The 16,218-nt window shown below is 66.7% G+C and carries 11 protein-coding genes; 5 read left to right on the top strand and 6 right to left on the bottom strand.

Annotated elements, in window-relative coordinates:
* Positions 1 to 51: 51 nt before the first annotated feature.
* From cls to dapC, 6 genes are all read right to left on the bottom strand, one after another.
* Positions 52 to 1,530 (bottom strand): cardiolipin synthase, encoded by a 1,479-nt coding sequence (gene cls / locus QM685_RS16855; protein ID WP_415117505.1) that lies wholly within the window; start codon positions 1,528 to 1,530, stop codon positions 52 to 54.
* A 324-nt stretch (positions 1,531 to 1,854) separates the two neighbouring features.
* Positions 1,855 to 2,739, bottom strand: a complete 885-nt coding sequence (gene prmB, locus QM685_RS16850) for a 50S ribosomal protein L3 N(5)-glutamine methyltransferase (protein ID WP_415117504.1) — start codon at positions 2,737 to 2,739, stop codon at positions 1,855 to 1,857.
* 16 nt (positions 2,740 to 2,755) lie between these two features.
* Positions 2,756 to 3,895 (bottom strand): succinyl-diaminopimelate desuccinylase, encoded by a 1,140-nt coding sequence (gene dapE, locus QM685_RS16845; RefSeq protein WP_415117503.1) that lies wholly within the window; start codon positions 3,893 to 3,895, stop codon positions 2,756 to 2,758.
* A gap of 179 nt (positions 3,896 to 4,074) precedes the next feature.
* Entirely contained in the window at positions 4,075 to 4,440 is a 366-nt protein-coding gene (locus QM685_RS16840; RefSeq protein WP_415117502.1) for an ArsC family reductase, read from the bottom strand.
* The gene (gene dapD / locus QM685_RS16835; RefSeq protein ID WP_415117501.1) at positions 4,440 to 5,267 is read right to left on the bottom strand and encodes a 2,3,4,5-tetrahydropyridine-2,6-dicarboxylate N-succinyltransferase; all 828 of its coding nucleotides are present in this window, start codon (positions 5,265 to 5,267) and stop codon (positions 4,440 to 4,442) included. Before dapD ends, QM685_RS16840 begins: the two co-directional genes overlap by 1 nt.
* A 65-nt stretch (positions 5,268 to 5,332) precedes the next feature.
* Positions 5,333 to 6,562, bottom strand: a complete 1,230-nt coding sequence (gene dapC / locus QM685_RS16830) for a succinyldiaminopimelate transaminase (protein ID WP_415117514.1) — start codon at positions 6,560 to 6,562, stop codon at positions 5,333 to 5,335.
* A 600-nt stretch (positions 6,563 to 7,162) separates the two neighbouring features.
* Here dapC and QM685_RS16825 point away from each other — a divergent pair.
* The 5 genes from QM685_RS16825 (at position 7,163) to def (ending at position 16,174) form a co-directional block, all read left to right on the top strand.
* Positions 7,163 to 8,188 carry a DMT family transporter gene (locus QM685_RS16825; RefSeq protein WP_415117500.1) on the top strand — a complete coding sequence of 342 codons (1,026 nt, stop codon included), beginning with the start codon at positions 7,163 to 7,165 and terminating at the stop codon, positions 8,186 to 8,188.
* Positions 8,189 to 8,373: 185 nt separating this feature from the next.
* Entirely contained in the window at positions 8,374 to 11,892 is a 3,519-nt protein-coding gene (smc, locus tag QM685_RS16820) for a chromosome segregation protein SMC (RefSeq protein ID WP_415117499.1), read from the top strand.
* A gap of 113 nt (positions 11,893 to 12,005) precedes the next feature.
* Positions 12,006 to 13,307: a cell division protein ZipA C-terminal FtsZ-binding domain-containing protein gene (locus QM685_RS16815; protein ID WP_415117498.1), complete on the top strand. Its 1,302-nt coding sequence runs from the start codon at positions 12,006 to 12,008 to the stop codon at positions 13,305 to 13,307.
* 267 nt (positions 13,308 to 13,574) lie between these two features.
* The gene (ligA, locus tag QM685_RS16810; RefSeq protein WP_415117497.1) at positions 13,575 to 15,644 is read left to right on the top strand and encodes an NAD-dependent DNA ligase LigA; all 2,070 of its coding nucleotides are present in this window, start codon (positions 13,575 to 13,577) and stop codon (positions 15,642 to 15,644) included.
* Positions 15,641 to 16,174, top strand: coding sequence for a peptide deformylase (def, locus tag QM685_RS16805; protein ID WP_415117496.1), 534 nt, complete (start codon positions 15,641 to 15,643; stop codon positions 16,172 to 16,174). The genes ligA and def overlap by 4 nt, the downstream gene beginning before the upstream one ends.
* Positions 16,175 to 16,218 lie beyond the last annotated feature (44 nt).

Below are 16,218 nucleotides of genomic sequence, written 5' to 3'. Positions count from 1 at the left end.
CCTCCTGAACATAGCTTCGGTCGTCATGACGGGGCGCTTTTCAACAACCTGCTAGAGAATCGGCGAAAAAAGCCGCGCCACGTGCATCAGCATGCGCCGCCAGGCGCTCGCGTTGCGATACTCGCCGCGGTCGATTTCGCGCGACTCGGCGAAGTCGTTGAGCAGCATCGTTTCGACTTCGAGCGCGAAGCCGTGGTCCACGGTCAGCACCATGATCTCGAAGTTGAGCCGGAATGAGCGGTTGTCGAGATTGGCGCTGCCGATCGCGGCCGCGGCGCTGTCGATCAGCACGACCTTCTGATGCAAAAAGCCCGGCTGGTAGCGGAAGATGCGGATGCCCGCGCGCAGCGAGTCGTACGCATAGAGCTTCGACGCCGCGAACACCACCCGGTGATCGCGGCGGCAGGGAATCAGGATGCGCACGTCGACGCCGCGCAACACCGCGAGCCGCAGCGCGGCGAACACCGCTTCGTCGGGCACCAGGTAGGGCGTCGTGATCCAGACGCGCTCGCGCGCCGCGTTGATCGCCTCGACGAAAAAGAGCGAACAGGTTTCCTGCTTGTCGGCCGGCCCGCTCGGCAGCACGAGGCAGTGCATGTGCGATGCGCTGGTTTCGCCGGTCTGGTCAGCCGGATCGGTTTCGCCGGCCGCCGGGGCGGACGGCATGTCGAATTCGGGCAACTGCTGCGTGGCCCAGTACCAGTCCTCGACGAAGACGAACTGGATGCTCGCGACCGCCGGGCCGCGCACTTCGATATGCGTATCGCGCCACGGCGACAGCGGCGGCTTCGCGCCGAGATATTCGACGCCGACGTTATGGCCGCCTACAAACGCACGCTCGCCGTCCACGGAGACGATCTTGCGGTGATTGCGGAAGTTCAGTTGCAGACGGTTCACGAAGCGCCGGTTGGTCGCGAACGGATGCACGTCGACCCCGCCCTCGCGCAGCGCCGCGACGTAGCGGTGCGGCAGATCGAAGCTGCCGATGCTGTCGTACAGAAAGTAGACCCGCACGCCCTGTTGCGCCTTCGCGATCAGCAGGTCCTTCAGCATCTCGCCGAGGTCGTCGTCGCGCACGATAAAGAACTGCACGATCACATAGCGGCGTGCATTCTCGATCGCGTCGAAGATCGCCGTGAAGGTCGCCGTGCCGTTGACCAGCGTACGCACGGTGTTGCCCGGCAGGAACGGCATGCCGCCCAGGCGCGTGAGCGACTGCACGAGCCGCGCGCCGAGCTGCTGCGTCGGCAATCCCGCCGACGACGCCTGCGTGTCCCATACCTGCGGATGCGCGCGCGTGCGCAGCAGTTCGTTTTCGACGCGGCGCGCGTCGGCATAGCCGGCGAACTTGCTGCGGCCGAGGAACAGGTAAGGAATGAGCGTCAGATAAGGCATCGCGACCAGCGACACCGCCCACGCAATCGCGCCTTGCGACGTGCGGGTATGGAGAATCGCGTGGGCGGCCGCGATGATGCCGAGGATATGGGCAAGGGCAACCAGTGGGCCGACGTGAAGCAGGTCGAATTGCATAAGCTCGCAAACAGTTGACGAAGCGTTGCGCTTCAGGAAGCGGTGGCGGGCGCAGGGCCGCTCCGGGGTCTGAAGCGAACACGTCGGGCAACGGTTTTCAGGCCGGGGCTTCGGGCAACGCGGCGCGCCGTGGCGGCGCGCTCCGGCCAGCCGGCCTGAGAACCACGCTAAAAAACTACGCCTGAAAGCGCACCTGAAACCGTGCGCTCTACATTGCGTTTCAACACAGCGTGCGGCGAGCACGTCAACTGCCAATGTCGGTGCAATCCCGCTGTAATCCCGATATGGCGCACGCCGCGCGATCAGACAAGCAGCATGCCGGCCTCAGACCGGCAGGTCTCTCGCCTGGATCAGGAACACGTTGTCGTCGCCGGCGCTCGTCGGCAGCCACACCAGATCGAGGCCGCCGAAGGCTGCTTCCACATGCTCGCGCTCGTTGCCGATCTCGACGACGAGCACGCCGTCGTCGGTCAGCCAGTTGCGCGCGTCGGCGACGATCCGGCGCACGATGTCCATGCCGTCCGTGCCGCCCGCGAGCGCCATCTCCGGCTCGTGTTTGTATTCGGCGGGCAGTTCCCGCATCGACGCGGCGTTCACGTACGGCGGGTTGCTGATGATCACGTCGTAGCGGCGCTCGGCAAGCGGTGCGTACAGATCGCCCTCGAACAGCGCGACGCGGTCGTCGAGGTGATAGTCCGCCACGTTGCGCGCGGCGACTTCGAGGGCGGGCGCGGAGAGATCGACCGCGTCGATGTCCGCGTTCGGAAACGCATGCGCGGCGAGAATCGCGAGACACCCCGAGCCGGTGCACAACTCGAGCACCGCGCCGACCTGTTCCGGGTCTTCGACGTACGGTTGCAGGCCGTCCTGCAGCAGCTCGCCGATGAACGAACGCGGCACGATCACGCGCTCGTCGACATGGAAGCGGTAGCCGTGCATCCACGCTTCCTGGGTGATGTACGCGGCCGGCACGCGTTGGGCGGCGCGCCGCTCGATCACCTTGAGCACCGCGTCGATTTCTGCCGAGGTGAGGCGTGCGTCGAGAAACGGCTCGAGCAGATCGAGCGGCAGATGCAGCGTGTGCAGCACCAGATAGGCGGCTTCATCGTACGCATTGGCCGAGCCGTGGCCGAACGACAGCCTGGCCTCGTTGAAGCGCGACACCGCGAAACGCAGCAGGTCGCGGACGGTGCAAAACGGAAGCGTCATCTCAAATAGTCCCCGCTCAGGCGATCAGTTGTTCGAGCACACGGCGATACACGTTTTTCAACGGTTCGATGTGGGCGACTTCGATATGTTCGTCGATCTTGTGGATGCTCGCGTTCAGCGGACCGAACTCGATCACCTGGTCGCAGACGCGCGCGATGAAGCGCCCGTCCGACGTGCCGCCGGTGGTCGACAGTTCGGTGTCCACGCCGGTTTCGTCCTTGATCGCCTTTGCGAGCGCGTTCGACAGTTCGCCGCGCGGCGTCAGGAACGGCAGACCGCTGACCGTCCATTGCAGATCGTATTCGAGGCCGTGCCTGTCGAGGATCGCGTGCACGCGCTTCTGCAGGCCTTCGACGGTGCTCGCGGTCGAGAAGCGGAAGTTGAACATCACGTCCGCATGGCCGGGGATCACGTTGGTCGCGCCGGCGCCGCTGTGAATGTTCGACACCTGCCAGGTGGTCGGCGGGAAATATTCGTTGCCTTCGTCCCAATGCTCGGCGACCAGTTCGGCGAGCGCGGGCGCGAGCAGATGCACCGGATTCTTCGCCAGATGCGGATAGGCGATATGGCCTTGCACGCCCTTGACGATCAGCTTGCCCGACATCGAGCCGCGCCGGCCGTTCTTGACCATGTCGCCGAAACGCTGGTTCGAGGTCGGTTCGCCGACGATGCAGTAGTCGAGCCGCTCGCCGCGCGCCTGCAGGGCTTCGACGACCTTGACGGTGCCGTCGGTCGCGGGGCCTTCCTCGTCGCTCGTGATCAGGAACGCGATCGAGCCGCGGTGCGCCGGATGCGCGGCGACGAATTCCTCGCTGGCCACCACGAAGCCGGCGATCGACGCCTTCATGTCCGCCGCGCCGCGGCCGTACAGTTTGCCGTCGCGCCGGGTCGGCTCGAACGGCGCCGAGCGCCACTGTTCGAGCGGGCCGGTCGGCACCACGTCGGTGTGGCCGGCGAATGCGAGCAGCTTGCCGCGCGTGCCGTCGACGCCGCGCTTCACGGCCCACAGATTGGTCACGCCGTTGGATTCGATCGTCTCGTGCTCGAAGCCGAGCGCGGCCAGGCGCTCGATCAGAAGACGCTGGCAATGCTGGTCGTCGGGCGTGACGGAAGCGCGCGAGATCAGTTGTTCGGTAAGGGCGAGGGTGCCGGACATGGTTCAGTACAAGCCACTTTGAAATGAAAAAATGCCGGCTGGCGGTGGAATACCGCAGCCGGCAACAGCCTTTGACGCACGCGGCGAGGCCGCGTTGATTACCTGCTTTTGCGACGTGTCGCGCTACCTGTCGTGAAGCGTGTTGCGCTCGGTCACCCGCTTCACGTTACGCGAAAAAATTACGCAAACAGCGTCGCGTACTCATCCGCGGAAAAACCGAGCGACTTCACGCGCCCGTTCACGACGAGCACCGGACGCTTGATCACCGACGGCTTGTGGATCATCAGCGCGATCGCGCCCGGCTGCGTTTCGGCGGCCGCCTTCATGTCGTCGGACAGACCGCGCCATGTGGTGCCGCGACGGTTCAGCAGCGCGTCGAGCTTCACGTCCTTGAGCCAGTCCTGCACGAGCGGTTCGGTCACACCGGCCTTCTTGAAGTCGTGAAACTCGAACTCGACGCCGTGCTCTTCGAGCCACACGCGCGCTTTCTTCACGGTGTCGCAGTTCGGAATGCCGTAGACGACGGTTTTGGTGCCGCGCGCCATCAGTCGCCTCGCAGCAGCTCGTTCAGACCGACCTTCGCGCGCGTCTTCGCGTCGACCTTCTTGACGATCACCGCGCAGTAGAGGCTATGCGTGCCGTCCTTCGACGGCAGGTTGCCCGCGACCACCACCGAGCCCGCCGGAATGCGGCCGTACGTGACTTCGCCGGTTTCGCGGTCGTAGATCTTCGTGCTCTGGCCGAGGTACACGCCCATCGAGATCACCGAATTTTCCTCGACGATCACGCCTTCCACGACTTCCGAGCGCGCGCCGATGAAGCAGTTGTCCTCGATGATGACCGGGTTGGCCTGCAGCGGCTCCAGCACGCCGCCGATGCCCACGCCGCCCGACAGGTGAACGTTCTTGCCGATCTGCGCGCACGAGCCGACGGTGGCCCACGTGTCGACCATCGTGCCCTCGTCGACGTAGGCGCCGATGTTGGTGTACGACGGCATCAGCACGACGTTCTTCGCGATGAACGAACCGCGGCGCGCGATCGCGGGCGGCACCACGCGAAAGCCGCCGGCGGCGAAGTCTTCAGCAGTGTAGCTGGCGAATTTCGACGGCACCTTGTCGTAGAACTGGCTGTAGCCGCCGGCCGGCATCGGCGCGTTGTCTTCCAGGCGGAACGACAGCAGCACGGCCTTCTTCAGCCACTGGTTGACGACCCAGTCGCCGTTCTTCTTTTCGGCGACGCGCAGCGCGCCGCGATCGAGTTGCTCGATCGCGTGGGCGACGGCCTCGCGCACTTCGGCCGGCGCGGCCTTCGGCGACAGCTCGGCGCGGTTGTCCCAGGCGGTATCGATGATGCTCTGAAGTTGTTGCGACATATGCGTGATTTTCTGAAGGGTTGAAGTCTGAAGAAGGGGATGCGGTGCTCAGGCGGTCCGGCGGCTTAGCGCCCCAGCGATCGGCAAAATTCGACGATCCGCTGCGCGCCTTGCGTGCATTCGTCGACGTCGGCGACGAGCGCGAGGCGCACGAAATTGCGGCCGGGGTTCACGCCGTGCGCGGTGCGCGCGAGGAACGAGCCCGGCAGAACCGTCACATTATAGTCGGCGTAGAGGCGCTGGGCGAACTCGGTGTCCGTGAGGCCGGTGCGCTCGACGTTGGCCCACAGATAGAACGCGGCGTCCGGCAGACGCACGTCGAGCACGTCGGCGAGCATCGGCGTGACGGTCGTGAACTTCCGCAGGTACTTCGCGCGGTTTTCGCGCACGTGCGTCTCGTCGCTCCACGCGACGACGCTCGCGCTCTGGAATACGGTCGAGAGCGCGGTGCCGTGGTAGGTGCGATACAGCAGGAACGCCTTGAGGATCGCCGCGTCGCCGGCGACGAAGCCCGAGCGCATGCCCGGCACGTTCGAGCGCTTCGACAGGCTCGACAGCATCACGAGCCGCTCGAAGCCGCGCCCGAGCTTGTGCGCCGCTTCGAGGCCGCCGAGCGGCGGCTTCGATTCGTCGAAATAGATTTCCGAGTAGCACTCGTCCGACGCGATCACGAAGCCGTAGCGATCCGACAGCGCGAACAGTTCGCGCCAGTCGTCGAGCGTGAGCACCGCGCCGGTCGGGTTGCCGGGCGAGCAGACGTACAGCAGCTGCGTGCGGGCCCACACGTCGGCGGGCACCGCCGAGTAGTCGCACGCGAAATTGCGCGCCGGGTCGCTGTTGACGAAGTACGGCTGTGCGCCGCCGAGCAGCGCCGCGCCTTCGTAGATTTGGTAGAACGGGTTCGGACAGAGTACGATCGCAGGCTCGTTGTCAGCATTGCCATCGGTATCGCGGCGCGGATTCAGTACCGTCTGCGCGAGCGCGAACAGCGCCTCGCGCGAGCCCGCCACCGGCAGCACCTGGGTGAGCGGATCGAGCGGCGGCAGGTGGTAGCGCTGCGCGACCCACTTCGCGATCGACTCGCGCAGCGGCGCCGAGCCGAGCGTGGCCGGATACGCGGCGAGGCCGCCGAGCGAATTGACGACGGCGTCGCGGATCAGCGGTGGGGTCGGATGTTTCGGTTCGCCGATGCCGAAGCTGATGTGCGCGAGGCCGGCCGGCGGCGTAACGTCCTTGAAAAGCACGCGCAGCTTTTCGAACGGGTAGGGCTGAAGGGAGTCGAGTAGCGGATTCACGGACGAAATGGCCTGATCGGGAGGGACGTGAACGGATGCGGAAAAACCGGGCACGCGCGCCGGCGGGCGGGCTGCGTTGGGACTGCGTCCCATGCGGGCGACGGGCCGGCCGGCAGCGGCGGCGGCGAACGGACGATTATAGCGTGGCATGTCCGGCGCGCGCCGGCCAATGCGGAGGCGGCTGGGAACAGGGAGACAGAAGTCCGGAAGGTCGGAGAGAACAACAGGACAGATGGCGTCGCGCGCAAGCGGCGCCCCCCGCCAGGTGGCGTATCGGCATGCGCCGCAGCGGGAACGAAGCGAACCGCGCACGGTTCGCGTAAAGAGACAGGCAGGAGCAGCAATGTACGCAGCAGTTCCGGAGACACCCGGACGAAACCGGCGCGAGCGCGCCGGGTCCGCCGGCGCCCATGCGAGGCGCGCGAGCACGATGAACGCAATCCCGATCCAGGCGGCAACTCAGGCATCCAGTAGCGCATCCGGCAACGTAGCCGGCAAAGCCGCCACCCGCGCACCCCTCGAAGCGCCGCGCAAGGCCCTGACCGTAACGAGTAGCGCGGCCGGACAAGCCACGCCCCCCACCTCCCGGAGCCTCTTCCAATGAGCAGTTGGCTTCGCAACGGCTGGCCGACGCTCGCGATCATGCTGGGCGCGTCGGTGTGGGGGATGGTCTGGTATCCGCTGCGCATGCTGGCCGCGCTCGGCGTGACCGGCACGGCCGCGAGCGCGCTCACCAGCGGCACCGGATGCCTGTTCGTGCTGCTGGTGCGGCGCCGCGCGCTGAAGACCGTGCGCTGGCACTGGCTGCTGCCGGCGCTCGCGCTCGCCGCGGGCATCACCAATCTCGGCTTCGTGTGGGGCGCGATCCACGGCCAGGTGATGCGCGTGTTGCTGCTGTTCTATCTGACGCCCGCATGGACCGCGCTGTTCGCGCACTTCATCCTGCACGAGCGGCTCACGTGGTCGGGCGCGGGGCTCGCCGCGCTGTCGCTCGCGGGCGCGGTGACGATGCTGTGGTCGCCGCGGCTCGGCATTCCGATGCCCGGCAATCCCGCCGAATGGGCGGGCCTCGCCGGCGGCATGGGCTTCGCGATGAGCAACGTGCTGATCCTGAAGACGAGCCGGGTGCTGCCGGACATGAAGCCCGAAATGCGCACCGCGACGATCTTCGGCGGCGCGGCGCTGTTTGGCGCGCTCGCGGCGCTGTTCGAGCCGATGCCGGCACCGCCCGCCGGCGCGCATCTCGGTACCGCGGCCTTGCTCGTGCTCGGCCTCGGTCTGCTGCTCGCGTCGAACAACATGCTCGTGCAGTACGGGCTCGCGCGCGTGCCGGCCAATCGCGCGTCGATCATCATGCTGTTCGAACTCGTCGTGACGGCGCTCTCCGCGTGGCTGTTCGCGGGCGAGATGCCGGGTCCGCGCGAATGGGCCGGCGGCGCGTGCATCGTGCTCGCGTCGGCGTTATCGAGCTGGGTGCATCGCACGAAGACGGCGCCGCCCGACCCGGCGATCGGCGGTACGGATGAGCCCGGCGAGCGCGACGGCGGCGACGACGGACACCATCGCGACGACGCTGGCGGCGCTCACCGTAAGCGCGGTAAGAATCGCCCACGCGCGATGGTATGATTCCCCCTCATTAGCCGGCGCGTGCGCGGTTGCGTGTGCGTGAGTCTGTGCCTGAGCGCGCGCGGCCGGCGCCCGAATTGCGAAGGCTCGCGAGGTTGCGTGGGGCCGTCCCGCCACGGCGGTGAACGGCTGGCGCCACCTCGCGAGCCACCTATCCTTCTCTCTTTTCAAACAGCGAAATCGCCGTGCGTCTGACCTCGATCAAACTCGCTGGCTTCAAATCCTTCGTCGATCCCACGCATTTCCAGGTCCCGGGCCAACTGGTCGGCGTCGTCGGACCGAACGGGTGCGGCAAATCCAACATCATCGATGCCGTGCGCTGGGTGCTCGGCGAATCGCGCGCCTCCGAGTTGCGCGGCGAGTCGATGCAGGACGTGATCTTCAACGGCTCGACGGCACGCAAGCCCGGCAGCCGCGCGAGCGTCGAACTCGTGTTCGACAACGCCGATGGCCGCGCCGCCGGCCAGTGGGGCCAGTATGCGGAGATCGCCGTCAAGCGCGTGCTCACGCGCGATGGCACGTCCAGCTACTACATCAACAATCTGCCGGCGCGCCGCCGCGACATCCAGGACATCTTTCTCGGCACCGGCCTCGGCCCGCGCGCGTACGCGATCATCGGGCAGGGCATGATCGCGCGCCTGATCGAGGCGAAGCCGGAAGAGCTGCGCGTGTTTCTCGAGGAAGCCGCCGGCGTGTCGAAGTACAAGGAGCGCCGCCGCGAGACCGAGAATCGTCTGCACGACACGCGCGAGAACCTGACGCGCGTCGAGGACATCGTCCGCGAGCTGGGCACGAACCTCGAAAAGCTCGAGGGACAGGCGGTCGTCGCCACGCGCTATCGCGAACTGCAAAGCGACGGCGAGGAAAAGCAGCGTCTGCTGTGGCTGCTGCGCAAGAACGAGGCCGCGGGCGAACAGCAACGCCAGCAGCGCGCGATCGAGCAGGCGCAGATCGACCTCGAGGCGCAAACCGCGAAGCTGCGCGAAGTCGAGGCGGAACTCGAAACGCTGCGGGTCGCGCATTACTCGGCGAGCGACGCGATGCAGGGCGCGCAGGGGGCCTTGTACGAGGCGAATGCGGAAGTGAGCCGGCTCGAGGCGGAAATCCGCTTCATCGTCGAATCGCGCAACCGGGTGCAGGCGCAGATCGCCGCGCTCACCGCGCAGCGCGAGCAGTGGCAGTCGCAGGCCGACAAGGCGCGGGACGATATCGCCGACGCCGAAGAGCAACTGGCCGTCGCCGAAGAAAAGGCCGTGCTCGCCGAACAGGACGCCGCCGCGAAGCACGACGCGTTGCCCGCGCTCGAAGCGCGCTGGCGCGACGCGCAGGCGGAACTGAACAGCGAGCGCGGCGGTATCGCGCAGACCGAGCAGGCGCTCAAGCTCGAAGCCGCGCATCAGCGCAATGCCGATCAGCAGTTGCAGCAGTTGCAGCAGCGTCAGGAACGGCTCAAATCGGAAGAGGGCGGGCTCGACGCGCCCGACGAAGCGCAGCTCGAAGAGTTGCGCATGCAACTGGCCGAGCACGAGGAAATCCTGCGCGACGCGCAGGCGCGCCTCGCCGACGCACAGGAAACGCTGCCGCGGCTGGACGCCGGGCGCCGTGCCGCGCAGGAGCGCGTGCAGGCCGAAAGCGCGCAGATTCATCAGCTCGACGCGCGTCTCGCCGCGTTGAAGCAACTGCAGGAAAACGTGCAGACCGAGGGCAAGATCCAGCCGTGGCTCGACAAGCACGAACTGGGCAGCCTGCCGCGTCTGTGGAAGAAGCTGCACGTCGAGGCCGGCTGGGAAACCGCGCTCGAAGCCGTGCTGCGCGAGCGTCTTGCCGCGCTGGAAGTCTCGAATCTCGACTGGGTCAAGGCGTTCGCCACAGACGCGCCGCCCGCCAAGCTCGCGTTCTACGCGCCGCCCGCGGCCGCTCAGCCGGCGGCCGCGCCGGGCGCGCTGCGCTCGCTGCTGTCACTGGTGCGCATCGAGGACGCGGGCATTCGCGCGGTGCTGAGCGACTGGCTCGGCCTCGCGTTCGTCGCCGACGATCTGCAGCAGGCGCTGGCGATGCGCTCGCAGTTGCCCGAAGGTGGCGCGTTCGTCGTCAAGGCCGGCCATGTGGTCACGCGTGTCGGCGTGCAGTTGTACGCGGCCGATTCCGAACAGGCCGGCATGCTGGCGCGTCAGCAGGAAATCGAAAACCTCGGCCGCCAGGTGCGCGCGCAGGCGCTGCTCGCCGACGAGGCGAAGGCTGCCGCGATCCGCGCCGAGGCCGCGCATACGCAGGCCGCGCAGGCGCTCGCCGACGTGCGTCAGCAGGCCGAACGCGCGACACAGCGCGTGCACGCATTGCAGATGGACGTGCTCAAGCTCACCCAGGCGCACGAGCGCTACACGCAGCGCAGCACGCAGATTCGCGAGGAACTCGAGGAAATTGCCGCGCAGATCGACGAGCAGCGTGCGTTGCGCGCCGAATCGGAGGCGAACTTCGAGCGCCACGACGGCGAGCTCGCCGAGTTGCAGGCGCGCTTCGAAGATCATCAACTGGCGTTCGAAGCGCTCGACGAACAACTCACCACCGCGCGCGGCGAAGCGCGCGACTTCGACCGTGCCGCGACCGACGCGCGCTTCGCCGCGCGCAACATGGCAAACCGCATCGACGAGCTGAAGCGCAGCATCCAGGTCGCGCACGAACAGAGCGAACGCGTCGCGGGATCGCTCGAGGACGCACGCGCCGAGCTCGAAACGATCAATGAGCAGACCGCGCACACGGGCCTGCAGGACGCGCTCGATATCCGCGCGGTGAAGGAAGAGACGCTGCGCGCCGCGCGCGTCGAACTCGACGACCTCACCGCGAAGCTGCGCGCGGCCGACGAAACGCGCCTCACCGCCGAGCGCGCGCTGCAACCGCTGCGCGAGCGCATCAACGAATTGCAACTGAAGGAGCAGGCCGCGCGCCTGAGCGGCGAGCAGTTCGTCGAGCAGCTCGAGGCCGCGGGCGTCGACGAGGCCGAATTGCAGGCCAAGCTCACGCCGGACATGAAGCCGTCGTACCTGCAGGGCGAGGTCACGCGTATCAACAACGCGATCGTCGCGCTCGGGCCGGTCAACATGGCCGCGCTCGACGAACTGAAGGCGGCGACGGAGCGCAAGACTTTCCTCGACGCGCAATCGGCCGACCTGACGAGCGCGATCGAAACGCTCGAAGACGCGATTCGCAAGATCGACGCGGAAACGCGCACGCTGCTGCAAAGCACCTTCGACGAAGTGAACCGTCATTTCGGCGAGCTGTTCCCGCGTCTCTTTGGTGGCGGCCAGGCGAAGCTGATCATGACCGGCGACGAAATCCTCGATGCCGGCGTGCAGGTGATGGCGCAGCCGCCGGGCAAGAAGAATTCGACGATTCACCTGCTGTCGGGTGGCGAAAAGGCGCTGACCGCGACCGCGCTGGTGTTCGCGATGTTCCAGTTGAATCCGGCGCCGTTCTGTCTGCTCGACGAAGTGGACGCGCCGCTCGACGACGCCAACACCGACCGTTTCGCGAATCTGGTGCGCGCGATGTCGGACAAAACCCAGTTCCTGTTCATCTCGCACAACAAGATCGCAATGGAAATGGCGCAGCAGTTGATCGGCGTGACGATGCAGGAGCAGGGCGTGTCGCGGATCGTCGCGGTCGACATGGAAACGGCGGCCGGTTTCGCCCAGAATATCGTTTGAGTTAAAGCCTTCGCGGACGTGCGCGTTCGGCGCGGCGGCTTCTGATGAGGACCGCCCGACAGGTGAACCGGACGCAGGGCCGCGCGGATAGAAGAATTGCTGATGGAGCATGCATGGACGAGTTGACACTCGGTTTGATCGGCGCGGGTGCCGTGGTGGTCGGGGGCGTGGTCGTGTACAACGCCTGGCAGGGCGCGAAGGTGCGCCGCAAGATGCCGCGGCCGATGCCGGCCGAGACCGCCGAGAGCTTTGCGCGGGACGAGCATGAGGAGCAGAGCCCGTTCATCGAGCCGGCTCGGCCCGCCACGCGGCGCGAGCCCGCCGCGGGCGCGGACGCCGGCGCGGATCCGACCGCCGCGCGCGTCGAGCCGACGTTCGGCGTGGGTGCCGCGCCGCTCGATACGCCAGCCGATATCCAGGCCGAAATGACGACGCCGAACGGCTATCCGGCAGCCGATGCCGCCGCTGAAGCCGACAGCGAGCCTGCCGCGGCGCCGGCTGCCGATGCCGGGCGGGTCGCCGCCAGGCCGGCACCCGCCGGGCAGGAGCGCGTCGAGCCGATTCTGCCCGCGGCCACGACGATTTCGTCGGCACCGCCGGCGATCGTCGATCGCCGTATCGACTGCATCGTGCCGATCCGCCTGAACGGCGCGGTGGCCGGCGACAAGGTGATTCCGCTCGCGCAGCGTCTGCGCCGCGCGGGCAGCAAGCCGGTGTATATCGAGGGCAAGCCCGAGGGCGGCGGCGCGTGGGAGCTGCTGCAGAACGGCACGCGCTACGAGGAACTGCGCGCGGCCGCGCAACTGGCCAATCGCAGCGGCGCGTTGAACGAGCTCGAGTTCTCCGAGTTCGTGACCGGCGTGCAGCAATTCGCCGATGCGCTCGACGCGGCGCCGGAATTTCCCGACATGCTGGAAACGGTCGCGATGGCGCGCGAGCTCGACGGTTTCGCCGCGCAGTGCGACGCGCAACTGTCGATCAACGTGCTGTCCGACGGCGCACCGTGGTCCGCGAATTACGTGCAGGCGGTCGCGTCGCAGGACGGCCTGCTGCTGTCGCGCGACGGCACGCGTTTCGTCAAGCTCGACTCGCGGCAAAGCCCGGTGTTCATGCTGCAGTTCGGCGACACCAACTTCCTGCGCGACGACCTCACGTACAAGGGCGGCGAGATGATCACGCTGGTGCTCGACGTGCCGGTTGCCGACGAAGACATTCTGCCGTTCCGGCTGATGTGCGATTACGCGAAGTCGCTCGCGGAGCGCATCGGCGGCCGCGTGGTCGACGATGGCCGCCGGCCGCTGCCGGAAAGCGCGCTGCTCGCAATCGAAAAGCAGTTGATGACGCTGTATGCGAAGCTCGAGCAGGCGGGGATTCCGGCGGGTTCGCCGGCTACGCGGCGATTGTTCAGCCAATGAGCTTTTAGCGTCGTTGGTGTTCCGGTAACGGCCGCACGATGTGCGGCCGTTGTCGTTTCCGGCGGCGCGTCGATGGGTTGCCTCCGTCGATTCGCTGCATTGCGGCCCGGTATTGCCCAGCCGTTTTTTCCAGTGGCAAGTCGGCTGGCGAACAAGCCGCGCAAGCGGCCCACAATAGCCCCGGACTACCCATTCGGCCGATGTAAAGGGGCACGCTTCCTGCGATAATCCCATGTCTGAATTCCACCTTGAGAAGCTTCCGACAGCATGGCCCGAACCTCCTCCGTCTCTTCTTCCGAAACCAGCGCTCCGGCACAGCGGGCCGCATGGCTGCGCGCGGAACTCGAACGCGCGAACTACGCGTATTACGTGCTCGACCAGCCGGACCTGCCGGACGCCGAGTACGACAAGCTGTTCAAGGAACTGGAGCACATCGAAGCCGAGCATCCGGACCTGATCGTGCCGGATTCGCCGACCCAGCGTGTCGGCGGCGAGGCCGCGAGCGGCTTCGAGCCGGTCGTGCACGACCAGCCGATGCTGTCGCTGAACAACGGTTTTGCCGATGAAGACATCGTCGCGTTCGACAAGCGCGTCGGCGATGCGCTCGGCAAGAACGCGAGCGAGCCGCCGGTGCCGGTCGAATATGCAACGGAGCTGAAGTTCGACGGCCTCGCGATCTCGCTGCGCTACGTCGACGGCGTGTTCGTGCAGGCGTCCACGCGCGGCGACGGTACGACCGGTGAAAACGTCACCGGGAACGTCCGCACGATCCGTTCGATTCCACTGAAGCTCAAGGGCAAGCGCGTGCCGCACGTGCTCGACGTGCGCGGCGAGGTGCTGATGTTCAAGCGCGATTTCGAACGCCTGAACGAACGCCAGCGCGCCGCGGAGCAGCGCGAATTCGCGAACCCGCGCAACGCGGCGGCGGGCAGTCTGCGCCAGCTCGATTCGAAGATCACCGCGCAGCGGCCGCTGTCGTTTTTCGCCTATGGGATCGGCGTGCTCGAAGGCATCGAGATGCCGGCCACGCATAGCGAACTGCTCGACTGGTATAAGGAAATGGGCTTGCCGGTCAACGGCGAGCGCGCGGTCGTGCACGGCGCCGAAGGCCTGCTCGGTTTTTTCCATGCGGTCGGCGAGAAGCGCGAGAAGCTGCCGTATGACATCGACGGCGTGGTCTACAAGGTCAACCGGCGCGACGAGCAGGAGGCGCTCGGCTTCGTGTCGCGCGCGCCGCGTTTTGCACTCGCGCATAAATTCCCCGCGCAGGAAGCGTTGACGAAGCTCATCGCGATCGACGTGCAGGTCGGACGCACCGGCGCGATCACACCGGTCGCGCGGCTCGAACCGGTGTTCGTCGGCGGCGCGACGGTCACCAATGCAACGCTGCACAACGAAGACGAAGTGCGCCGCAAGGACATCCGCATCGGCGACACCGTGGTCGTGCGGCGCGCCGGCGACGTGATTCCCGAGGTGGTCAGCGCGCTGCTCGACCGCCGTCCGGCCGACGCGCGCGAGTTCGTGATGCCGACGCAGTGCCCGGTGTGCGGATCGAGCATCGAGCGGCTGCCCGACGAGGCGATCGCGCGCTGCACGGGCGGGCTGTTCTGCCCGGCGCAGCGCAAGCAGGCGCTGTGGCACTTCGCGCAGCGGCGCGCGCTCGATATCGACGGCCTTGGCGAGAAGATCATCGACCAACTGGTCGAGCAGAATCTCGTGCGCACGCCGGCCGACCTGTTCAACCTCGGCTTCGCGACGCTCGCGGAACTCGACCGCTTCGCCGAGAAATCGGCACAGAACCTGCTCGATTCGCTCGAAAAGGCCAAGCACACGACGCTCGCGCGCTTCATCTACTCGCTCGGCATCCGCCACGTCGGCGAATCGACCGCGAAAGATCTCGCCAAGCACTTCGGCTCGCTGGATCCGATCATGGACGCGTCGATCGAGGAATTGCTCGAAGTCAACGACGTGGGGCCGGTGGTCGCCGAATCGATCCACCAGTTCTTCGCCGAGGAGCACAATCTCACGGTGATCGAGCAACTGCGCGCGCCGGGCAAGGTTACGTGGCCGGAGGGGCCGCCCGCGCCGAAGGCGCCGCAGGGCGTGCTGGCCGGCCAGACGGTCGTGCTGACCGGCACACTGCCGAAGCTGTCGCGCGAGGAAGCGAAGGAAATGCTCGAAGCGGCCGGCGCGAAGGTGGCGGGGTCGGTCTCGAAGAAAACCAGTTACGTGGTGGCGGGCGCCGACGCCGGCAGCAAGCTCGCGAAAGCCGAGGAACTCGGCATCCCGGTACTCGACGAAGAGGGTATGCGCAAGCTCCTGGAGGGGCACTCATGATTCACGACATTCTCAAGATGGGCGATCCGCGCCTGCTGCGTATCGCCGAGCCGGTCGATCACTTCGATACCCCCGAGCTGCATGAGCTCGTGAAGGACATGTTCGAGACCATGCACGACGCGAACGGCGCGGGCCTCGCCGCGCCGCAGATCGGCATCAATCTGCAGGTGGTGATCTTCGGCTTCGGCAAGAACGAGCGCTATCCGGATGCGCCGCCGGTGCCGGAAACCGTGCTGATCAACCCGACCGTCACGCCGGTTTCGCAAGACATGGAAGAGAGCTGGGAGGGCTGTCTGTCGGTGCCGGGGCTGCGCGGCGCGGTGAGCCGTTTTTCGATGATCCGGTACCACGGCTTCGATCAGTTCGGCAATCCGATCGACCGCGTCGCCGAGGGCTTTCACGCGCGGGTCGTGCAGCACGAGTGCGATCACCTGATCGGCAAGCTGTATCCGATGCGGATCAACGATTTCTCGAAGTTCGGCTTTACCGAGGTGCTGTTTCCGGACCTCGATCCGAATAGCGACGATTGACGCGGTAAGCGTGCGGTTTTTTATTGGCCGGATGCCGCACCTGC

The sequence above is a fragment of the Paraburkholderia sp. genome, assembly GCF_047605525.1.
GTDB lineage: Bacteria > Pseudomonadota > Gammaproteobacteria > Burkholderiales > Burkholderiaceae > Paraburkholderia.
The sequence above is the reverse complement of the archived record's forward strand: the minus strand, read 5'-3'. Positions and strand labels throughout refer to the sequence as shown.